The sequence below is a fragment of the Mesorhizobium sp. WSM4983 genome (assembly GCF_029625765.1).
Lineage (GTDB): Bacteria > Pseudomonadota > Alphaproteobacteria > Rhizobiales > Rhizobiaceae > Mesorhizobium.
Window position 1 is genome coordinate 274,177 of the sequence record NZ_JARTVM010000002.1, and the last position, 21,354, is coordinate 295,530.

Sequence of the window (21,354 nt, forward strand, 5' to 3'; positions counted from 1 at the left end):
CCGGCCCGTGCCGTCGCCGAGCCCGCCTTTATAGCCTCGTCCACGCCCCGTTCTTCCTCGAAGACTTCACGCACGCCTCGATGAAGGCCATGCCTTCGACGCCGTCCGCGATCGTCGGGAAGGCGACATCCTTGGCAAGCTTGCCGCCCTTTTTGCGCGCCGCGCGGATGGCGCGGGCCGCTTCCTGGTAGATATTGGCGAAGCCTTCGAGATAGCCCTCCGGATGGCCGGAGGGCACGCGGCTGACGCGCGCCGCTACCGGCATCGCGCCGGCGCCCGCCCGGGTCAGCAACTGCTTCGGCTGGCCGAAGGGCGTGTACCAAAGATAGTTCGGGTCGGCCTGGACCCATTCGAGCCCGCCCTTCGAGCCGTAGATGCGCAGCTTCAGCCCGTTCTCGTGGCCGGGCGCCACCTGGCTCGCCCAGATCATGCCCTTGGCCGGATGCTTGTTGCCGACCGGCTTGAAGCGCAACAGCACATTGACGTTGTCGTCGAGCTGGCGTCCCGGCACGAAGGCGTCGAGGTCGGCCGAAAGGGAATCCAGCTCGAGCCCCGAGACGAAGCGGGCGAGGTTGTAGGCGTGCGTGCCAATGTCGCCGAGCGCGCCGCCGGCGCCGGCCTGCTTGGGGTCGGAGCGCCATGAGGCCTGCTTCTGACCGGTCGCGGCTAGGTCTTCGGTCAGCCAGTCCTGCGGATATTCCGACTGCACGATGCGGATGTCGCCGAGCATGCCCTTGGCCACCATCTCGCGCGCCTGCCGCACCATCGGATAGGCTGTGTAGTTGTGGGTGAGCACGAACACCTTTCCAGCCTTCTCGACCAGTGCGGCAAGCTTCTTCGCCTCGGCGAGAGAGGTCGCGAGCGGCTTGTCGCAGATGACGTGGATACCCGCCTCGAGGAAGGCTTTGGCCGCCGGCACATGCACATTGTTGGGCGTGACGATCGCCACTGCCTCGATGCCGTCCGGGCGTTTGGCTTCGGCCTTGGCCATCTCGGCATAGGAGCCGTAGCTGCGTGACGGATCGAGCCCGAGTTCTTCGGCCGAGGCCTTCGCGCGCGCCGGGTCCGACGACAGCGCGCCGGCCACCAGCACGAAGTCGTTGTCCATGCGCGCCGCAATCCGGTGCACCGCGCCGATGAAAGCGCCCTGCCCGCCGCCGACCATGCCGTAGCGGATCGGGCCGCCTCCCGTCTCCGATTTCGATGCGCCGACCATGCTTTCGTTCTCCCTCATGTTGGTTAGCTCCCCCTTGAGGGGAGGTCGATCCGCACAGCGGATCGGGTGGGGTCGCCGGGCGTGGATCTCGGCATAAACCGACCCAGCCCGGCCCTTTGGGCCACTCTCCCCTCGAGGGGAGGATAAAGGTGCTAAATCCCCATCATCGCGCGCAGCAGCTTCTTGTCGCTGGTGCCGCCGGCGAAATCATCAAAGGCCCTTTCGGTGACCCGGATGATATGATGCTGGATGAAGGGTGCGCCTTCGGCCGCGCCGTCCTCGGGATGCTTGAGGCAGCATTCCCATTCCAGCACCGCCCAGGAATCGTAGTTGTACTGGGTGAGCTTGGAGAAGATGCCGCTGAAATCGACCTGCCCGTCGCCGAGTGAACGGAAACGCCCGGCACGGTTCACCCAGCCCTGATAGCCCGAATAGACGCCTTGCCGCCCCGTCGGGTTGAACTCGGCATCCTTGACGTGGAAGGCCTTGATCCGCTCGTGGTAGAGGTCGATGAACTCGAGATAGTCGAGCTGCTGCAACAAAAAGTGCGACGGGTCGTAATTGATGTTGCAGCGCTTGTGGCCGCCTACCGCGTCGAGGAACATCTCGAAGGTCGCGCCGTCGAATACGTCCTCGCCTGGATGGATCTCGTAGCCGATATCGACGCCGTTCTCATCATAGACGTCGAGGATCGGCTTCCAGCGCTTGCCCAGCTCGGCAAACGCCTCCTCGATCAGCCCAGGCGGCCGCTGCGGCCACGGATAGAGGTATGGGAAAGCGAGCGCGCCGCTGAAGCTCACCGACGCCTTGAGGCCGAGATTCTTCGATGCCTTGGCGCCGAATTCCATCTGCTCGACCGCCCATTTCTGCCGAGCCTTCGGATTGTTGTGCACCTCTGGCGGCGCAAACCCGTCGAACTGCGCGTCGTAAGCTGGATGCACCGCCACCAATTGCCCCTGCAGGTGCGTCGACAGCTCGGTAATCTCGACGCCGGCTTCAGTGCAGATGCCCTTCACCTCGTCGCAATAGGTTTTCGACGACGCCGCCTTTTTCAGGTCGAACAGCCGTCCGTCCCAGGTCGGGATCTGTACGCCTTTGTAGCCGAGCCCGGCCGCCCATTTGGTGATCGAGGCCAGCGAATTGAACGGCGCGGCGTCGCCCGCGAACTGCGCCAGAAACAGGCCGGGCCCCTTCATCGTCGTCGGCATCGGCATCCTCCCTCTCTCGTTTTCATGGACCAAGCATAGCGCCGATTGAAGCGAGGGCCAGCCTCTTCGACCGTTCGTCTCGGCGCCGACAAGCAGCGGCATTCTGGTATTACCAAATACGGCTGTTTGGTCAAGCGGCCAGAAACAGTTGGAATGCGAGCCGCACGATTGCCGAAAGGCATCTTAATCTTTTCAAATCAAAGCATTGACTGATAAGTTGAGCCCAATAGGCGGTCTCCTTGCCGTTACTGTGAATTTGCTGTAGAGGTTCTGTCAGGCCCAATTGGTCGAACCAGTTTCGAGAAAAAACACTGGAACGCCGTGGGGAGGAGATCATGCGACGGGCTCGGTGGAGAACGCCGCGAAAAACGTGACAGGCGAATTCTGGGAAGGATAGACCATGCACCTTTCGACGCACAACTGGATGCGGGCGGAGCCGCTGGAGGTGACGCTGAAGCGCATCAAGAAGTTCGGCTATGAGTCGATCGAGATTTCCGGCGAGCCCGAGCAGTACAAGACCAAGGAAACGCGCGCGCTCCTGAAGGAGCACGGCATACGTTGCTGGGGTTCGGTGACGCTGATGCTGGGCGAACGCAACCTTGCCGCCAAGAACCAGGGCCAGCGCGAGCGATCGGTACAATATGTCAAGGACGTGCTGACCATGGTGAGCGAGCTTGACGGCGAGATCATCACGCTGGTTCCCGCCACCGTCGGCAAGGTGGTGCCCGACGGCACCGAGGCGGAAGAGTGGGGCTGGGTGGTGGACGCCACGCGCGAATGCTTCGCGCATGCCAAGAAGGTCGGCGTCAAGATCGCCGTCGAGCCGCTCAACCGTTTCGAGACCTACCTCTTCAATCGTGGTGCCCAGGCGCTCGCGCTCGCGGATGCGGTGAGCCCGGAATGCGGCGTCTGCCTCGACGCCTACCACATCCATATGGAGGAATTTAACGTCTATGACGCCATCCGCCAGGTCGGCAAGCGCCTCTACGACTTCCATGTCGCCGACAACAACCGCTTTGCCGCGGGTCTCGGCCAGATCGACTGGCCGAAGATTGTCGGCACGCTGAAGGAGATCGGCTATGACGGCGCGCTGACCAACGAGTTCGTCGCGCCGGTCGACCGCACGCCGGCCGCCCCTTATCCGGAGATGGTGGAGCGCAACCCGGTCGACATCTCGCCCGAGCAGCTCAAATTCATCCAGGATCACGGCTCCAGCGTGCTCACCGAGAAGTTCTACACCGATCAGATGCGCATCACCGCCGAAACGCTGCTGCCGCTGATCAAGTAGAGGGTCCGATTGGAGCTTAGCCCTACCGTCCTGGCCGGGCGGCGGGTCCGGGGATCAAGATGCGTATAAAAAGCGTCCAGGCCTGGTGGGTTCGCATACCGATCGAAGTCGCAAAGCAGCATCGCAGCGACTTCGGTCAGGTGACGACGTTCGACGCCGCCATCCTGCGCGTCGAGACCGACGACGGCCTGGTCGGCTGGGGCGAGGGCAAGAACGCCGCCGGCAGCGCCGGCAGCTATGGCGCGCTGGTCCACATGCTGAACCACGAGATTGCGCCGCAGCTCATCGGCCGCGATCCGGCCGATATCGGTATCATCTGGGAGATGCTCTACAACGGCGTGCGACACCACACGGCGGCCCATGCCGGCCATGCCATGCCCCAGCTGGCGCGGCGCGGCATGAGCGTGGCGGCGATCAGCGCCGTCGACATCGCGCTTTGGGACATCCTCGGCAAGTCGCTGGGGCAGCCGGTCTGGCGGCTGCTCGGCGGCCGCAAGGTCGAGCGCATGCAGGCCTATGCCTCGGGCGGCTGGGCGCCAGCTGACACCATCGGCGACCAGCTCAAATCCTATATCGCCGAAGGCGGCTTCAAGGCGCTGAAGATGCGCATCGGCGCCATGGACGGCGCGCCGCATATCTCGGCCGCGCGCGTCCGCGCCGCCAGGGAAGCGATCGGTCCTGACGTCGAACTGATGGTGGACGCGCACGGCACCTACACCGTCGCCGAGGCCAAGCGCTTCATCAGCCTCACCGCCGATCTCGATCTGGCTTGGTTCGAGGAGCCGGTGATCGCCGACGACAAGCACGGTATGGCCGAGGTGCGCGCGTCCGGTTCTACCCCGATCGCCACCGGCGAGAGCGAGGCGACCCGCTATGCCTTTCGCGATCTGGCCGTGCTGAAATCGGCCGACATCTTCCAGCCTGATCCCGCCTTCTGCGGCGGCATCAGCGAGGCGATGAAGATCGGCACCATCGCCAGCGCCTTCAACCTGCGCTTCGCGCCGCATCTGTGGGCCGGCGCGCCCTGCTTCTTCGCCGGACTGCATGTCTGCGCGGCTTCCCCCGCGACCTTCATCGTCGAGTATTCGCTGGGCGCCAATCCGATGATCCACGATCTCGTCGAGGAGACTGTCGAAGCAAAGGACGGTATGATAGCGATCCCTGAAAAGCCCGGATTGGGTTTCACCGTTTCGGAGCGATTCCTGGAGGCGCACGCGCTACGCATTTGACGATGAAAGAAAAGAACCTTCTTGCGGAACTCGCCGCCTATCTGTTCTCCAACTCGGACAAGGAGTCGGGCCGCACGCCGTCGGAGCGCGAGCTGGCGGAGCATTTCGCCGTCAGCCGCGGCCAGATCCGCGAGGCGCTTGCCATCCTCGAAGCGATGCGCATCGTCGAGCGCCGCGCCAAGTCCGGCATCTATATCGATACCAAACAGGCGAGCGTGGAAGCGTTAGCGCTTTTCGCCCGCGCGGGCCTGCCGCTCGATCCGGTGCAGATCTACGAGACCGTCGAGCTGCGCAAGATCCACGAGATCAAGGCGGCCGAGCTTGCCTGCTCACGCGCCACCGAGGAGAATTTCGAGCGGCTGCGCGAGATCCTGAAGGCTTCCGAGGAGCGCATCGCCGCCGGCGAAGGCCTCGCCAAGGAAGACCGCGAGTTCCACCTCGAAATCGTGCGAGCGACCAAGAACGGCGTCTTCCACAACATCTGCAGCGTCTATTACCTGATGGGCGAGCAGCGCCTGCCGATCTATTTCAACGATCTGGAGCGCAGCATGCGCTCGCATGCCGAACACATCCAGATCTACGAGGCGCTGTTGCGCCGCGACGGCAACCTCGCCCAGGCGCTGATGAGTGCGCACCTGCAAGGCGCCGAGAGCTACTGGAAGGGGATCATCGAAGGTCGCTGGACCGAGCCGAAGAGCGCGGCGCTCGAAAGGGCCTGAGCTTCATGCGCAAGATCCTGTCGACGCACCCGCTACATCCGCGCGCGACAAGCATGCTGGCGGGAGCCGGCCGGCTGGTCGTCGCGTCCGCGCTCGATGCAAGAACGCTGGCTGCCGAGGCGAAAGACGCCGACATCGTCATCGTCCGAGCGCCGCTGCCGCCGGAGCTGTTCGCGGGCGCGTCCCTGTTGCGCGCCGCGATCCGCCATGGCGCGGGACTGGACATGATCCCGGTCGAGGCGGCCACCGCCGCCGGCGTGCTGGTGGCGAACGTGCCGGCCGTCAATGCCCGCTCGGTGGCCGAACATGTAATGTTCACGGCGCTGGCGCTGCTCAGGCGCTTCCGCATGATGGATCGCGACCTGCGCGCCAAGGGCTGGCTCGCCGGGCGCGAGCATGCCAATTCGACCAGCGAGCTCGCCGGCAAAACGATCGGCATCGTCGGCCTCGGGGCCGTCGGCCAAGCCGTCGGCCACATCGCCGCGCACGGCTTCGATCTCAAGGTCGTGGCGACGACGCGCAGCCTGCGCCCGGCGCCCGAGCGCGTCGGCTTCCTGTCGATCGACGCGCTGGTCGAGCAGAGCGACATCATCGTGCTCTGCTGCCCGCTGACTGAGGAGACCCGCGGCCTGATCAGCCGCGAGCGCATCGCCCGCATGAAGCCCAATGCGCTGTTGATCAATGTCTCGCGCGGGCCGGTGGTCGATGACGAGGCGCTGATTGAAGCGCTGCGAAGAGGCCGCATCGGCGGTGCGGCGCTCGACGTCTTTGCGACCCAGCCGCTGCCGCCGAGCCATCCCTATTTCAGCTTCGACAACGTGATCATCACTCCGCATATGGCCGGCATCACCGAGGAATCGATGATGCGCATGGGCGTCGGCGCTGCGAACGAGGCCTTGCTGGTGCTTGCCGACAAGCTGCCGGTCAACCTGCGGAATCCGGAAGTGATCGAGCGTTACCGTCGGCGCTTTCCGGCCGACTGATTGCGCCGCTGCACCACCTCAACCGCTCAGCAAAGCCTCCACCGCGGCAGCAATTCCGAGCAGACGTCGGTCGTGCCCATGCCTCGCCACCAGCATCAGTCCGGCCGGCAGCTTGGTGCCCGGCATCGGCAGCGAGATTGCACAGAGATCGAACTGGTTGGCGACCTGCGTGTTGCGCAGGAGCAAGCCTTCCGTCCTGTCGCGTAGCGCTTCGTCGCCGGCCATCGCCGCGATCGACGGCGCGACCATCGGCACGGTCGGCAGAGCAAGCGCGTCGACCGTTTGCAGCCGTTCCGCCATGGCCGCGACCAGTTCCGCCCGGCGGCGGATGGTCCTGATATAGGCGGAAGCGGGAACCGTCAGCGCGCGCGACAAAGGCCCGCTGACATGTGGGTCGACGGGCACCGAGGCCCCGGTCACCAGCCAGTCGGCATGCACTTCCGCACCCTCCATCGACGCGATCGAGGCGTGCATGGTCGCCGCGCGCATCCCCCCAATGAGGTCATCGATCGATAGATCGGCGACGCGTGCGCCTGCCCGCTCCATCTGCCTGGTGCACGCCTCAAAGGCCGCGGCGACGTCGGCTTGCGTGTCGTCAAAGAGCCGGCCACGCGGAACGCCGATGCGCAGACCGGCGAGCGGGATCGGCTGGAGGGGAACTGGCTCCTCCCCCGCCATGATCGCGTCGGCAGCCGCGCAATCAGCGACGCTGCGGGCTAGCGGACCGATCGAATCCAGTGTGGCCGACAAGGGAAAGGCACCATCCAAGGGCACGCGCCGGGCCGTCGGCTTGAAGCCGACGACGCCGTTGAGCGAGGCCGGAATGCGCACCGAGCCGCCCGTGTCCGAGCCGATCGAGACCTGGCTGCTGCCTTCGCCCACCGCAACGCCGGCTCCGGATGAAGAACCGCCCGGGATCAGGCTGGCATCCGCCGCATTGCCCGATGTGCCGTAGTGCAGGTTGTCGCCGATCGCGGTGAAGGCGAATTCGGTCATGTTGGTCTTGCCGAGGATCACCGCGCCCGCCTGGCGCAGCCGGCGCACGATCGCCGCGTCCTGCGCGGCGGGCTGAGCACCGGCGAGCATCCGCGAGCCTGCCCGGGTCGGCTCGCCGGCGACATCGAACAGATCCTTGATCGACACCACCACGCCATCGAGCGGCCCGAGGCAGACGCCGGCTCTTTGCCGCGCGTCGGCTGCATCCGCTGCGGCGAGCGCCGCTTGGGTATAGAGCTTGACGTAGACCTTTTCGTCAGCCGCGCGATTGGCAAGACGTGACAGGATGATTTCGAGACGGTCGCGCACGGATTGCATGTCGATGTCGGACTCCGCAAGGATGCAACGTCTTTTAAGGCAGCCGATTTGGCTAGCGGATGGATAACCCGGCAAGGGTGCCTTTGCACCTGCCAGCGATAGGAAAGAGACTGATGCTGTACAAAGGCAGTTGCCACTGCGGCAAGGTGGCTTTCGAGGTCGCAGGCGAGCTCGGCGGCGCCGTGCGCTGCAACTGCTCGATCTGCGCGCGCAAGGGGGCGCTGCTTTGGGCCGTGCCGCACGCCAGCATGCGCCTGGTTGCCTGGGGCGACGACCTCGGCAAATACACCTTCGGCAAGGGCTTGATCGCGCATCGCTTCTGCCGGACTTGCGGCATCCATCCCTTCGCCGAGGATGTCAGTCAAGGCAGCGAGCGCAGCGCCTACATCAACATCAATTGCCTCGACGGCATCGATCACGCCGCCATCGAGGTATTCGAGTTCGACGGCCGCTCGGCTTAGTCCAGACTGCATCGCTCTGCCGACAAGCCGGCCGTACCGGCTGGCTTGTCGGCCCAAGGTTAATCAAACCTGTTTCGGCCCGACGGCGAAAGTCACCAGCGCCGCGAGCAGCGTTGCCATGGCACCGTAGCCGAATGCGCTGGCTACGCCGGCATGGTCGACCAGCAGGCCGCCGAAGACTGCGCCCAGCGCGATCGCCACCTGGAACGTCGCTACCATCAGGCCGCCGGCGCTCTCGGCCTGGTCGGGAGCGGCGCGCACCAGCCAAGTCTGCAGCCCGACCGGCACCGCGCCGAAGGCAAAGCCCCATGCCGCAACTGCTATTGCCGCAATCACCGGTGAAGCGCCGATGGTGAGCATGGCAAGCGCCGACAGCGCGATCAGCAGCGGCGCCAATCCGACCGCAAGCTTCAGATTGCGCTCGGCCAGGAAGGCGCCGGCGAAATTTCCGAAGAAGCCGCCGATGCCATAGGCGAGCAGCACCAGCGAGATGGTCTCGATCGGCATGACCGGCACCGTCTCCAGGAATGGCCGCACATAGGTGAAGCCGGCAAACTGTCCCGAGGCGACGAGCAGCACGACCAGCAGGGCGATGCGGATCGTCCGCCGCTTCAGCACCTCGATCAGCGTGCGAAAGCTCGCCACGGCCGTCGGCGGCAGGCTGGGGATGGTGGCAAGCTGTACGAGCAGCGTCAGCGCGCCGACGACCGCCGCGATCATGAAGGCCGTACGCCAGCCCCAGATGTCGCCGACATAGGCGCCGACCGGCGCCGCGGTGACGGTCGCCACCGATACGCCGGTCAGGATGATCGACATTGCGCGCGGCATCAGCCACATCGGCACCAGTCGCATCGCCATGGCGGCCGACATCGACCAGAAGCCGCCGAGCGCGACGCCCAGCACCACGCGGGCCAGAAGCAGCATCGTGAGCGAGGAGGCGAAGGCGGCAAGCAGGTTGGAGACGATCAGAAGCACGGTGAGCAGCCACATGACCAGCCTGCGGTCCAGCCGCTTGGTGACGATGGCCATCGTGGGTGCTGCGATCGCGCCGACGACGGCCGTCGCCGTCACGGCCTGGCCGGCGGCGCCTTCGCTGACGCCGAGATCCTGCGCCAGCCGCGTCAGCAGGCTAGCGGGCAGAAATTCGGCGGTCACCAAGCCAAACACGCCGAGCGCCAGCGAGACCACCGCGCCCCATACAGGCTCGCTTCGCTCCTCGGCTTCGGTTCTATCGAGAACAGCGGCATCGATGACGCCTGTGGCGGGTTCGGTCATGGGAAATCTCCGATCTGTTTTGCGGCGCCATTTGGAAGACCGCCAGTTCGGGATCCACCCGTTACAGGCCTGGCGCGCGACGCTGCAGTGCAACATAGGGAGTGACCGGCTGGAGTTTCCATGCTAGAAACGCCGGAATGAATTACAATTCGTCCAAAACCACATTCCCGGCGTCCGGCGATCCGCTGACCGACATGCTGCGCGGATTGCGGCTCGACGGCGTCGACTATGGCCGCTGCGTGCTGGGCGAACCGTGGGCCGTTTCCTTCCCCGCGCAGAAGGCGGCGCGGTTCCATTTCATCGGCCAACAGGGCTGCTGGCTGTTCTCACCGGCCAAGGAATGGATCGAGCTCTCTGTCGGCGACGCGCTCTTGATCCCGCGTGGCGACGAGCATGTGCTGGCGAGCGCGCCGGGCGTTCCGCCCGTGCCGATCGGCCGCTACACGATCGAGCCGGTCTGCGAGAACATCTATGACGTCTCCAACGGCTGCGACGGCTGCAAGACCTTGCTGTTTTGCGGCAGCATGCATTTCAATCTCGACGGCTCGCATCCGCTGCTCGACATGATGCCCGACCTGATGCAGGCGCATAAGCTGATGGCGAACGCGCCGGGCATCCAGCATCTGCTCGATGCGATGGCTGGCGAGGTGACGATGGACCGGGTCGGCTCGGGCGGCATTCTCGCCCGCCTGGCTGACGTGCTCGCCGCCACAATCATCCGCTCCTGGGTAGAGAACGGCTGCGGCGACGCGACCGGATGGATCGCCGCGGTGCGCAATCCTGACGTCGGCAAGGTGCTCGCCGCTATTCATCTGCAGCCCGACCGGGATTGGACGGTCGGGGCCCTGGCCCGATTGATGGGCGCGTCTCGCTCCGCCTTCGCGCAGCGCTTCGCCACCGTGGTCGGCGAGACGCCGGCCAAATATGTGCTGCGCGTGCGCATGCATCAGGCGCGGCAATGGCTCGCCCGCGACGGCATGCGGGTGTCTGTCGTGGCGGCGAAACTGGGCTACGATTCGGAAGCTTCCTTCAGCCGCGCCTTCAAGCGGGTGATGGGTGTCGCGCCGAGCCATCTGCGCAATGGCGGCGGCGAGCAATCCTGACAGCCGGCGTTCAGGACGCTACCACGCTGGAGGAATTGCCAAGTCTTTTGGACGACGCGTCATTCTTCACCGACAGGGACTGCCTAAGCTGAGCCGAGGAGGAACCGCTCATGGCTAATCAACTCGCAGCGCTTGCGCTCGCCGCGCTCACCATCTCTCCGGGGCAGGCATTCGGCCTTGAAGACAGCTATCTGACGGCCGACAAGATCCCTTATGTCGTCGAAGCGCCGGACCAGCCGCAGCGCCTCGGCCCGCTATGGGGCTCGCGGACCGAGGGCGCGGCCGGCACGCTGCTCAAAGTTCCCGGCAACTGGCGCGCGCCGGTCCACGCGCACACCGCCGACTATCGCGCCGTGGTCATCAAGGGGCTCTGGGCGCATTGGCAGATCCAAGGCGGCGAGGCGACCAAGGTCGAGCTGCCGCCGGGCTCCTACTGGACCCAGAAAGCCAACGAGATGCATGACGATGCCTGCCTGTCCGACACCGAATGCGTGATCCTGCTGATCAACGACACGCCCTACGAAACCTATCTGCCGAAGTAAGTGCAGGCCGATAGCAATCGGCCGGTCCGCCCGCTATCCGGCGTGCCGCAGGCTGACCCCGCTGCCCTTATCGAACAGCACCACCTTGTCCGCGTTCCAGGCAAAGCGGACCGGCTGCTCGATCTCGACCGCGGTTCTCGCCGGCACGGTGGCTCTCAGCATCGTGTCGCCGACCCTCAGCGTCACGATCTTCTCGACGCCGTGGTTCTCGACATCGTGGACCTTAGCCTCGACCGGCGCGCCGCCTTCTAGATAGACGTCCTCCGGACGGATGCCGAAGACGAGCGGGCGACCTTCGCTCGCGCCGCCCGTCTTTAGCCCCCTGGCCCCCCCGCCAACCGGCAATTCGAAACTCATCGGCGCCATCACCGCGCGGTCGTCGACCAGCGTGCCGTCGATGAGGTTCATCGGCGGCGAGCCGACGAAGCTTGCGACATAGGTATCGCGGGGATTGTTGTAGATCTCCTGCGGCGTGCCGGTCTGAACGATGCGGCCATGGTTCAGCACGCCGACCTTGTCGCCCATCGACATCGCTTCGATCTGGTCGTGGGTGACGAACAGGAAGGTGGCACCGAGCTGCATCTGCAGGTTCTTCAACTCCGTGCGCAGCGCCTCGCGTAGCTTGGCGTCGAGCGCCGACAGCGGCTCGTCCATCAGGAACACGCGTGGTTTGCGCACGATCGCGCGGCCGATCGAGACGCGCTGCATCTCGCCACCGGAGAGCCGGTCGGTCTTGCGGTCGAGCAGATGCTCGATGCGCAGCGTGCGGGCGGCGCGCGCGACGCGGTCCTTGATCTCGGCATCCGGCAGCCGGCGAATCTTTGGCCTCAGCGGAAACTCGAGATTCTGCCGCACCGTGTAGCGCGGATAGAGCGAATATTGCTGCAGCACCAAGGCCACGTCGCGCTCGGCCGCGCTCCAGTCGGCGACGTCGACGCCGTCGATGAAGACCTGGCCCTCGGTCGGTTTCTCGAGGCCGGCGATCATCCGAAGCGTCGTCGTCTTGCCGGCGCCGGTTTCGCCCAAAAGCACGAAGAACTCGCCATCGGCGATATTGAGGTTGAGACCCGTCAGCGCGGTATGGCCGCCGAACTTCTTGGTGATGTTCTTCAGTTCGATATGGGCCATTACAGCCTTACTCCCAGCGACTTGCCGCTTGCCGTGTCGAAGAAATGCGCCTGCTCGGGGTCGATGCGGGCATGAACCTTCTCGCCCGGACCCGACACGTAGCCGGCCTTGGTGCGGGCGCGCAGCATCTTGGAGCCGACCTTGAGGTCGACAATGTCGAAGGAGCCGAGCGGCTCGATGATCTGCGCTTCGACCGGCACGTAGCCAGGAGCGGCATCATGCCGGACGAGAACGCCTTCCGGACGGATGCCGAGCGTCAAGCCACCATTGGAATGCCCGTTCAGCCTGGACAGGAGCTCGCGCGGGAACTCGAAACCCGCCGGCGCACCGCCGACGGTGACGGAGGCCGCGCCGGCCAGATCGGCGACGCTCGCCTCGGCGATGTTCATCACCGGGCTGCCGACGAATTGCGCCACGAACAGGTTTGCCGGATGCGAGTAGACCTCGTCCGGCGTGCCGACCTGCTGGATGAAGCCCTCATGCATGATGACGATGCGGTCGGCCAGACTCATCGCCTCGATCTGGTCGTGGGTGACATAGATCGTGGTCGATCCCTGCTTGATGTGCAGCCGCTTGATCTCGGCCCGCATTTCCTCGCGCAGCTTGGCGTCCAGGGCGCCGATCGGCTCATCCATCAGCATCGCCTTCGGCCGCCGCACCAGCGCGCGGCCGATCGCCACGCGTTGCATGTCGCCGCCCGAAAGCGCAGACGGTCGCTTGTCCAGCAGGTCGGTGATCCGCAACACCCTTGCGATCTCGCGCACCGAGGTGTCGACTTCACTGCTGCTCATCCGCGTGGCCCGCAACGGAAAGGCGATGTTCTCGAACACCGTCATATGCGGATAGAGCGAAAAGGACTGGAACACCATGGCGATGTCCCGGTCTGCAGCTTTCAGATGCTGCACCGCCTTGCCGTCGATCAGGATGTCGCCCTGATCGATCGTCTCGAGCCCGGCAATCGCGCGCAGCGTCGTCGTCTTGCCGCAGCCCGACTGTCCAAGCAGCACGATGAACTCGTTGTCGGCGATGGCGAGGTTCAGATTATGGATGACCTGGACCGCACCGAAGAATTTCTCGATGCCGCGAAGTTCGATCTGCGTCACTGCCCGGCCCCCTCATGCGTCACGGCGCCGGTTTCCTCTCTCTGCTCCGGTGCGATTTTCGACGTGATGTTGAAGCCGATCAACCCGATCAGGATGATCGTCACCCCATAGGAATGCAGGCTGAGGCTCCATGGCTGGCAGAGTGCGACGATGCCGAGCACCATGAGGATCTGCGATGCCGGCAAAAGGTACTTCTCGTTGACGGCGCGAAAACTCATTTGCGGATCGCTCCGAAAGTCACGCCGCGAAGCAGGTGGTTGCGCAGCAGGAAGGTGAAGATCGCAACCGGCAGCAGGAACAGGAACGTGCCCGCCGCGATCGTGGTCCAGTCCGGCAGGCCGGAGCCGATCTGCGACGGGATGAAGGGCGGCGCCGTCTGGGCGCGCCGGTTGGTCATGATCAGCGCGAAAGCGTACTCGTTCCAGGCGGTGATGAAGCAGAACACGGCGGTGGCGGCGATGCCGGTTGCGGCCTCGGGCAGCACGATCTTGAAGAAGGCCTGCATGCGCGTATAGCCGTCGACAAGTGCTGCCTCCTCATACTCTTTCGGGATCTCATCCATGAAGCCCTTCATCAGCCAGACCGAGAAGGACAGGTTGAAGGCGACGTAGAGGATGATCAGGCCGATATGGGAGTCGTTGAGGCCAACTGCCCGATACATCAGGAACATCGGGATGGCGACGACCACCGGCGGCAGCATGCGCGTCGAGAGGATGAAGAACAGAAGGTCCGCCTCGCCGGCGATCTTGAAGCGCGAGAAGCCGTAGGCGGTGAAGGTTCCCATGCCGACGGCGAGAACGGTGCTGACCACCGCCACGATCAGGCTGTTCATGAACCGGTCGGGATATTGCGAAAGCTGCACGTCCTTGCCGACCTTCAGTACCCGCTCGCCGCCGTCGTAGATGCGCTTTTCCCACCAGGGCGCGGCTTCGTAGACTTGCGGGTCGACGGTCTTCTGCATCTGCACGCGCTTGGTGAAGAGCCGCACGAACGGCGTCACCTCGGGCTCGAACAGCACGGTTGGCGGCACGCTGACGGCGAGCTCCTTCGGCTTGAATGCCGTCGAGGCGATCCAATAGATCGGTGCGAGGAAGACCAGCGTGGCGATCAGCACCGCGGCGATGGCGACACGGTTGAGCGCGACCTCGGAAGAAGTGCGGACAGCGGCCATCTCAGCGCTCCTTCACCTTGTTGAGATACTTCACGTAGAGGTTGGTGATGGCCAGCACCATGATCAGCACGATGTAGGCGAGCGCGCAGGACTTGCCGGTGTCCCACTGCTGGAAGGCCTGCTTGTAGAGCCGGATCGCGATCAGCTCGGCGGTCGGCTGAGTCGTCATCGTGTAGGCGATGTCGAAGGTCTTGAAGGCTTCCATGGTGCGGAAGATCAGCGCGATCAAAAGGATCGGCGAGACCAGCGGCAACGTGATGCGGGTGAAGGTGTACCACCAGCTGGCGCGGTCGATCGCGGCGGCTTCGTAGAGGTGCTGCGGCACCGCCGACAGGCCGGCGAGCGACAGCAGCATGACGAAGGGCGACCACATCCAGATGTCGGTGATCGCGACGGCGTAGAGCGCGCTGTCGGGATTGGAGAGCCAGGCGAAGTCGCCGAGGCCGAAGACGTAGTTGATCGGTCCCCAGGACGGGCTGTAGAGCAGCTGCCAGAACAGGCCGACGACCGCCGCCGACATCATCATCGGCAGCAACAGCAAGGTCGTGATCAGGCCCTTCATCGGAAAGCTGCGGTTGAGCAGAAGCGCGAGGCCGAAGCCTACGATCATCTGCCCGGCCACCGACACGATCACATATTTCGCGGTGATGACGAAGTTCGACCAGATGTGATCGTCGCTGAGCAGCTCGCGGTAATTCTGCAGGCCGACGAATTGCCAGGGCTCGCTGCGGTTCGCGGCGAAGTTGGTGAAGGAATAGCCGAGCGAATAGATCAGCGGAAAAATGTTGAAGACGATGAGGAAAACCAGCGTCGGGATGATGAACATGTTGCGGATGGTCAGATCCGACCAGCCTCGCGCGGCGGCCCTGGATGCTGGATCAAGATTGGTAAGGGCTACCGAAGCCAACGGTCGTTCTCCCTGAAAACAGGAATGCCGGAGGGGAAACCCTCCTCCGGCATTCTGACTGTGACGCCTACTTGTAGCGGTTGTATTTGGTGAACGTCGCCTTCCAGTCGGCGGCGGTCTTGTCGAGCGCTTCCTGGGCGGTGCCCTTGCCGCCGACCACGAACGGATAGATATTCTGGTTCAGCTGATCGAGCACTTCGGCATATTCAGGCGTTGCCCAGAAGTCCTTGACCATGAACATCGTGTCGTAGAAGGCCTTGTTATACGGCGTAGCGTTCTGGAAGGCCTCCGACTTCAGCACGGCCTGGCTGCAGGTATAGCCGCCGAGCTCGGCCCACTTCTTCTGGGTCTCGTCCTTGATGAACCACTCAAGGAATTTCATCGCCTCGTCCTTGTTCTTCGAGTACGAGACGACGGAGATGCCCTGGCCGCCGAGAGCGGCGAAGCGCTTGCCGTCCGGACCGGCCGGGTTGGCGAAGAAGCCGGTCACGTCGGCATAGGGGTTGGTGGCTTTGTTCACCAGCGGCGGGAAGAAGGCGAAGAAGTTCATGCTCATCGCGGCGAGCCCGCCAGTGATGGCTTGGTTGTCTTCCACGAAGAACGTCTTGCCCCAGCCGGGAGGCGTGAACTTGTAGAGTTCCTTGTACATTTCGAGGCCGGCGACGGCCTCCTTGGAATTGGTGATGCCGTCGACCTTGTAGGTCGCGTAGTCGCCGAGATCGCCGCCATAGCTGAAGATCGCGCTTTCGACGCCCATCGCCATCGCGTCATACGAGTTGTCGGTGTAGATCGCGACGCCGTAGCGCTTCTGGTCCGGACGATGGAAGAACTCGGCGATGTCGCGCAGCTGCGCATAGGTCTTCGGAACATCGAGGTCGTAGCCGTACTTCGCCTTGAAGGCTTCCTTCTCCTTCGGGTCCTCGAACCAGTCCTTGCGGTAAGACCAGCCGATCGCATCGCCTTCCAGCGGGATCGCCCAGTACTTGCCGGAACCGCCCGGGTACTCGGCATAATATTTGATGGTCGCGGGCGCCATCACATCGCCAAGCTTATGCTTGTTGAAGAAGTCGGTCAGATCCACATAGTGGCCCTGCGTCGAGCCGGCGCCCAGCCATTGCGAGTCTCCGACCACCATGTCGTAGGCGTCGCCATGCGCGTTGAACTCGGTGAAGGCCTTGGTCTGGAAATCAGGCCACGGCGTGGTCTGCACCGTGACTTTCACGCCCGTCTCGGCCGTGTAGTCGTTGACGAGTTCCTGCAGATAGTTCGCCGGATCCCATTCCGCCCAAAAGATGGTGAGTTCCTTGTCTTGCGCGCGGACGGATGTCCCGCAGGCAAGCGCCAGCCCGATACCAGCGATCACGCTGGTCACTATCTTGCGCATAGTTTTCCTCCCTTGTGCGCCTTCTACCTTGTCATGCGGGCCGGCATAGCGGTCGGCCCTGGCAGTTCCTCCCGTGACGGCATTTCCGGTTTCGGGCCTCCTCGCCCGACCAGAAAAATCGATCGCAACCTCCACCTTCGCTCCGCTTTACGCGTCCTGATCTGGTATTACCAATTCAAGAGGGACGTCAAGTTCTTTCTTGTGCAGTCCAAAACGGTTCCACAAGCCGCTCAAAGCGATATCCCTCTGTTTTCTATAATTTTTCGTACTCCTTGATATGCGGAGACCTTGTCTCCAGCGATGTATTGCAGTCATTGTTGTTGGTATCCTCTCCAATCTGGTCGAACCAGATTCAGGACATGTCTATTTCAGCTGGTGCCGAACCTCCAGTCGCCTTCGCTCCTGATTCCGCTACCGCCGCGCGCACCAGCGCGCCCGCCGTCCACTCGGCGACCGCCATCATGTCACGGCTGTCCAGCCCCCACATATCCTTCAGCACGATCAGCACCTCGACACCGAACATCATCGACAGCGCCTGGGCAAGACGCCTGAACTGGCGCGGCTTGAGCTGACCCTTGAGCGGAGCGATCGCGTCCTTCAGGAGGTCGATCCGATGGCCGCGCTTGAAAGCCGGTTCGGCGCCTAGCGTGCCAGCCTGCCGTCTCGCCCACTGGTCGAGCGAAAGCTTGAGCGCCGCCTTGAACGTCGCCTCGAAAGCCTCGATGCGCGGCATGGCGGAGGCGAAGAGTTCGGCAACCCGCTGTTCCGGATCTTTCGAATTCGATTTCCAGGTCAGGATCGGTCCGAGCCCCTCGTCGACGACCGCCTGCACCAGCGCGGCCTGGCTCGGAAAGTAGCGATAGGCGGTCGCGCGCGACACTTCCGCAGCCTCTGCAACCTCGCTGACCGAAGGCGTCACGCCGGACTGCATCAGCCGCGTCGCCGTTTCCAGCATCAGCCGCCTGGTACGGGCGCGGGCCCCCTTCCCGGCTCTCAGCTGCTCGGCGTCATCGGAAGCGGCTTGTTGACGTGAGACATCCATATCAATACGATACGCGCGTCTCAAAAAATTGCAATGGCCGGACCAAGCGCCAGGCCCGAAGCGGCAGGCCGCACCGCCGAGCAGGCCGGCTAACCGAGGAGACGACGGGGAAAGGCGAATGAAGCGTATCTATGTGGTCGGCACCGCCGACACCAAGGGTGAGGAGCTTGCCTTCCTGGCCGACGCCGTCGCCGTCGGCGGCGGCTCGGTCGTCCGCGTCGATATCGGCACACGCGGCGCGACCGTCCCGGTGGATGTCGCGGCAAGCGAGGTCGCCGCGCATCATCCCGATGGAGCCGGCGCCGTGCTCGGCACTGACGACCGCGGACTCGCCGTTGCCGGCATGGGTGTCGCCTTTATCCGCTTCATCCAATCGCGCGACGACGTCGCCGGCGTGATCGGCATTGGCGGCGGCGGCGGCACATCGATTGTCACCGCCGGCATGCGCGCCCTACCGCTCGGTCTACCGAAGATCATGGTCTCGACGCTGGCCTCCGGCGATACCGCGCCTTACGTCGATGTCTCCGACATCGTCATGATGCCGTCGGTAACCGACATGGCCGGCCTCAATCGTCTGTCGCGCGTCGTCCTGCACAACGCCGCCCAGGCGATCGCCGGCATGGCGGCGAGGCCGGCCCCGTCAACTGCCGGCAAGCCGGCGCTCGGCTTGACCATGTTTGGCGTCACCACGCCCTGTGTCACGGCAATCGTCGAGCGCTTGCGCGCCGACTATGACTGCATGGTCTTCCATGCGACCGGCACAGGTGGCCGCTCGATGGAGAAGCTTGCCGATAGCGGCTTGCTCGCCGGCGTCCTTGATATCACCACAACCGAGGTCTGCGATTTGCTGTTCGACGGCGTGCTGCCGGCGACGGAGGATCGCTTCGGCGCCATTGCTCGCACGAAACTGCCCTATGTCGGCTCGGTCGGCGCGCTCGACATGGTGAACTTCTGGGCGCCGCCGACCATCCCCGACAAATATCGCGGGCGGCTGTTCTATGAGCATAATCCGAATGTCACGCTGATGCGCACTACCGCCGAGGAGAGCCGCCGGATCGGCGAATGGATCGGCGGCCGCCTCGCCCGTTGCGACGGCCCGGTGCGCTTCCTGATCCCGGAAAAAGGCGTGTCGGCGCTCGATGTCGAAGGCGGCGCCTTCTTCGATCCGCAAGCCGATGCGGCGCTGTTCGAGGCCATCGAGCACACCATCAAGCCGACCGGGAACCGTATCGTGACGCGCCTGCCGCTGCACATCAACGATCCTGCATTCGCCAAGGCCGCGGCCGAGGCTTTCCTCGACATCGCCAAGAAGTGAGATCCGACAAACATGGCCGCCATCCCGCGCAAAACCATACTGGAAAGGTTCCGCAAGATGATCGCCGATGGCGTTCCGATCGTCGGCGGCGGTGCCGGTACCGGCCTGTCGGCCAAGGCCGAGGAAGCCGGCGGCATCGATCTCATCATCATCTACAATTCCGGCCGTTACCGCATGGCCGGGCGCGGCTCGGCCGCCGGCCTGCTCGCCTATGGCAATGCCAACGAGATCGTCAAGGAAATGGCCTATGAGGTGCTGCCGGTGGTAAAGAAGACGCCGGTGCTGGCCGGCGTCAACGGAACCGACCCCTTCGTCATCATGACGCTGTTTCTCGCCGAACTGAAGACGATGGGCTTTTCCGGCGTGCAGAATTTTCCGACCGTCGGCCTCTTCGACGGCACCATGCGGCAGAGTTTCGAGGAGACCGGCATGGGTTTTGGCCTCGAGGTCGACATGATCGCCGAGGCGCACAAGCTCGACCTGCTCACCACGCCTTACGTCTTCAACCCCGACGAGGCGCGCGCCATGACCAAGGCGGGCGCCGACGTGGTCGTAGCCCATATGGGCGTGACCACAGGCGGCTCGATCGGCGCGACCTCGGCGAAGTCGCTGGATGCCTGCGTCGAGGAGATCGACGCCATTGCCGACGCCGCGCGCTCGGTGCGCAAGGACGTCATCCTGCTTTGCCATGGCGGGCCGATCTCCATGCCCCATGACGCGCGCTACATACTCGAGCGCTGCGAAGGACTGCACGGCTTCTACGGCGCAAGCTCGATGGAACGGCTGCCGGCCGAGGCGGCGATCGCCAGGCAGACGGCGGATTTCAAGGCAGCGGCAATCGGCAAAGCGAAAATGCCAGCAACTAGCAAGGGATGAGGCAATGGCCGACAAGAGCAAGGTGTTCGTTTATCCGAAGGAGGTCAGCGCCTTCGGCTTCGACTGGGGCAAGCTGGCCCTCACGGTCGCGCCGGAAGTGAACGGCGCGGAGCGCTTCTCCGGCGGCGTCGTCGACCTGCCGCCCGGCAAGGGGCACACCCGCCACAACCACCCAGGCGCGGAGGAGATCATCTTCGTGATTTCCGGCCATGGCGAACAGATGGTCGAGGACGAGAAGGGCAATCCGGTGGTCGCCAAGGTCGGTCCCGGCTGCACCGTCTATGTGCCGGAAAGCCGCTTCCACTCGACGCTCAACACGGGCGATCAGCCGATGCAGCTTTTCGTCGTCTATTCGCCGGCCGGCCCCGAGCTAGCGCTGCGTGACCTGCCGGATTTCAAGCTGCTGCCGCGAGAGGCAAGCAATTGATGGCAACTCGCTTGCGGGCGTTATTCGCCCACCGGTTTGCTTCGCAATCACCTCTCCAGGTATGTATGGGGGCTACAGCAAACAGGTGTGCGGAGATATCGCGCACAGTCTCGTGCGAGTTGCCGCGAATAGCACCTCCAGGCTAAGCCCAGAATGCATCCCAGGCGTAGAGGTCGTAGAAGTGTTCCCGGCCATCGACTACCTTGCCGGCCCTGATGTCGAAGACGATGCAACAGAGCACATCAAGCTGTTTGCCGTTGCGTTCCCCGGTATTGCGATGGACGCCGACTACACGACCGTCCTCACTTTCCATGACATGCAGAAGATTCGCCCTGAAGGTGCCAAGGGTTTGCCCGCCATAACGGCCGAACTGGGCAAAAGTCGCCTCACGGCCTTTGTAGTCCCCGGCGATCGGATTCCTTCCCGGGCTGTGCCACGTGCATTTCTCGTCAATGATTTGCGCAAGCGTGTCCATGTCTCCGGAGTTGAAGGCGGCGTAACCCCGCCGAATGAGCTCGGAGTTCTGATTTCTTGATGTTACGTCTGCCATAACTTCCTCCTGCTACCGGCCCGACGTAATCGGTCTGGTAGGAGGCGCCGGGCCACAACTCAAGTCAGCAAGATACACCCAGGACGGCGGGCGCGCACGACGAAGCTTGTTTC

The 21,354-nt window shown here is 64.0% G+C and carries 22 protein-coding genes; 10 read left to right on the top strand and 12 right to left on the bottom strand.

Annotation, left to right across the window (positions count from 1 at the left end):
* Nucleotides 1-28 precede the first annotated feature (28 nt).
* Entirely contained in the window at nt 29-1,216 is a 1,188-nt protein-coding gene (locus P9254_RS08585; protein ID WP_127215391.1) for a Gfo/Idh/MocA family protein, read from the bottom strand.
* Nucleotides 1,217-1,368: 152 nt separating this feature from the next.
* Complete coding sequence (locus tag P9254_RS08590) at nt 1,369-2,424, bottom strand: sugar phosphate isomerase/epimerase family protein (protein ID WP_095780127.1); 1,056 nt, start codon at nt 2,422-2,424, stop codon at nt 1,369-1,371.
* Nucleotides 2,425-2,824: 400 nt separating this feature from the next.
* Here P9254_RS08590 and P9254_RS08595 point away from each other — a divergent pair, with 400 nt between their 5' ends.
* From P9254_RS08595 to P9254_RS08610, 4 genes are read left to right on the top strand one after another with little or no spacing between them, the layout of a single operon-like run.
* Nucleotides 2,825-3,712, top strand: a complete 888-nt coding sequence (locus P9254_RS08595; RefSeq protein WP_066989944.1) for a sugar phosphate isomerase/epimerase family protein — start codon at nt 2,825-2,827, stop codon at nt 3,710-3,712.
* 59 nt (nt 3,713-3,771) lie between these two features.
* Entirely contained in the window at nt 3,772-4,941 is a 1,170-nt protein-coding gene (locus tag P9254_RS08600; protein WP_278053192.1) for a mandelate racemase/muconate lactonizing enzyme family protein, read from the top strand.
* Nucleotides 4,942-4,943: 2 nt separating this feature from the next.
* Entirely contained in the window at nt 4,944-5,660 is a 717-nt protein-coding gene (locus P9254_RS08605; protein ID WP_067318961.1) for a FadR/GntR family transcriptional regulator, read from the top strand.
* 5 nt (nt 5,661-5,665) lie between these two features.
* Nucleotides 5,666-6,643 (top strand): hydroxyacid dehydrogenase, encoded by a 978-nt coding sequence (locus tag P9254_RS08610; protein WP_278053194.1) that lies wholly within the window; start codon nt 5,666-5,668, stop codon nt 6,641-6,643.
* Nucleotides 6,644-6,661: 18 nt separating this feature from the next.
* Here P9254_RS08610 and P9254_RS08615 read toward each other — a convergent pair whose 3' ends face one another.
* Nucleotides 6,662-7,957, bottom strand: a complete 1,296-nt coding sequence (locus P9254_RS08615) for an amidase (protein ID WP_278053196.1) — start codon at nt 7,955-7,957, stop codon at nt 6,662-6,664.
* A gap of 113 nt (nt 7,958-8,070) precedes the next feature.
* Here P9254_RS08615 and P9254_RS08620 point away from each other — a divergent pair, with 113 nt between their 5' ends.
* Nucleotides 8,071-8,418, top strand: a complete 348-nt coding sequence (locus tag P9254_RS08620; RefSeq protein ID WP_067318968.1) for a GFA family protein — start codon at nt 8,071-8,073, stop codon at nt 8,416-8,418.
* A gap of 63 nt (nt 8,419-8,481) precedes the next feature.
* Here the strand turns inward: P9254_RS08620 and P9254_RS08625 are convergent, their stop codons facing one another.
* Complete coding sequence (locus P9254_RS08625; RefSeq protein ID WP_278053198.1) at nt 8,482-9,693, bottom strand: MFS transporter; 1,212 nt, start codon at nt 9,691-9,693, stop codon at nt 8,482-8,484.
* Nucleotides 9,694-9,830: 137 nt separating this feature from the next.
* Here P9254_RS08625 and P9254_RS08630 point away from each other — a divergent pair, with 137 nt between their 5' ends.
* Nucleotides 9,831-10,796, top strand: coding sequence for an AraC family transcriptional regulator (locus tag P9254_RS08630; protein ID WP_067318977.1), 966 nt, complete (start codon nt 9,831-9,833; stop codon nt 10,794-10,796).
* A 110-nt stretch (nt 10,797-10,906) separates the two neighbouring features.
* Nucleotides 10,907-11,338 carry a DUF4437 domain-containing protein gene (locus P9254_RS08635; protein ID WP_067318979.1) on the top strand — a complete coding sequence of 144 codons (432 nt, stop codon included), beginning with the start codon at nt 10,907-10,909 and terminating at the stop codon, nt 11,336-11,338.
* 33 nt (nt 11,339-11,371) lie between these two features.
* On the opposite strand, the gene P9254_RS08640 is transcribed toward P9254_RS08635, so the two are convergent.
* From P9254_RS08640 to P9254_RS08670, 7 genes are all read right to left on the bottom strand, one after another.
* On the bottom strand, nt 11,372-12,466 hold the full coding sequence (locus P9254_RS08640) for an ABC transporter ATP-binding protein (RefSeq protein ID WP_278053200.1): 1,095 nt from the start codon (nt 12,464-12,466) through the stop codon (nt 11,372-11,374).
* Nucleotides 12,466-13,569 (bottom strand): ABC transporter ATP-binding protein, encoded by a 1,104-nt coding sequence (locus P9254_RS08645; protein WP_067318983.1) that lies wholly within the window; start codon nt 13,567-13,569, stop codon nt 12,466-12,468. Before P9254_RS08645 ends, P9254_RS08640 begins: the two co-directional genes overlap by 1 nt.
* Nucleotides 13,566-13,787, bottom strand: coding sequence for a hypothetical protein (locus P9254_RS08650; protein ID WP_066989971.1), 222 nt, complete (start codon nt 13,785-13,787; stop codon nt 13,566-13,568). Before P9254_RS08650 ends, P9254_RS08645 begins: the two co-directional genes overlap by 4 nt.
* Nucleotides 13,784-14,740, bottom strand: coding sequence for a carbohydrate ABC transporter permease (locus P9254_RS08655; RefSeq protein WP_066989974.1), 957 nt, complete (start codon nt 14,738-14,740; stop codon nt 13,784-13,786). Before P9254_RS08655 ends, P9254_RS08650 begins: the two co-directional genes overlap by 4 nt.
* 1 nt (nt 14,741) lies before the next feature.
* Nucleotides 14,742-15,647, bottom strand: coding sequence for a carbohydrate ABC transporter permease (locus tag P9254_RS08660; RefSeq protein ID WP_095780122.1), 906 nt, complete (start codon nt 15,645-15,647; stop codon nt 14,742-14,744).
* A gap of 67 nt (nt 15,648-15,714) precedes the next feature.
* The gene (locus tag P9254_RS08665) at nt 15,715-17,031 is read right to left on the bottom strand and encodes an ABC transporter substrate-binding protein (RefSeq protein WP_066989980.1); all 1,317 of its coding nucleotides are present in this window, start codon (nt 17,029-17,031) and stop codon (nt 15,715-15,717) included.
* A gap of 352 nt (nt 17,032-17,383) precedes the next feature.
* Nucleotides 17,384-18,073: a TetR/AcrR family transcriptional regulator gene (locus P9254_RS08670; RefSeq protein WP_095800607.1), complete on the bottom strand. Its 690-nt coding sequence runs from the start codon at nt 18,071-18,073 to the stop codon at nt 17,384-17,386.
* A gap of 118 nt (nt 18,074-18,191) precedes the next feature.
* On the opposite strand from P9254_RS08670, the gene P9254_RS08675 reads away from it, so the two are divergent.
* Genes P9254_RS08675 through P9254_RS08685 form a run of 3 tightly spaced genes read left to right on the top strand, consistent with a single transcriptional unit; the run spans nt 18,192 to nt 20,691 of the window.
* Nucleotides 18,192-19,388: a Tm-1-like ATP-binding domain-containing protein gene (locus tag P9254_RS08675; RefSeq protein ID WP_278053209.1), complete on the top strand. Its 1,197-nt coding sequence runs from the start codon at nt 18,192-18,194 to the stop codon at nt 19,386-19,388.
* Nucleotides 19,389-19,400: 12 nt separating this feature from the next.
* Nucleotides 19,401-20,264 carry a phosphoenolpyruvate hydrolase family protein gene (locus P9254_RS08680; protein WP_278053211.1) on the top strand — a complete coding sequence of 288 codons (864 nt, stop codon included), beginning with the start codon at nt 19,401-19,403 and terminating at the stop codon, nt 20,262-20,264.
* Between the two features lie 4 nt (nt 20,265-20,268).
* On the top strand, nt 20,269-20,691 hold the full coding sequence (locus P9254_RS08685) for a cupin domain-containing protein (protein ID WP_067318993.1): 423 nt from the start codon (nt 20,269-20,271) through the stop codon (nt 20,689-20,691).
* A gap of 142 nt (nt 20,692-20,833) precedes the next feature.
* Here the strand turns inward: P9254_RS08685 and P9254_RS08690 are convergent, their stop codons facing one another.
* Nucleotides 20,834-21,241 (bottom strand): nuclear transport factor 2 family protein, encoded by a 408-nt coding sequence (locus P9254_RS08690; RefSeq protein WP_067318995.1) that lies wholly within the window; start codon nt 21,239-21,241, stop codon nt 20,834-20,836.
* Nucleotides 21,242-21,354 lie beyond the last annotated feature (113 nt).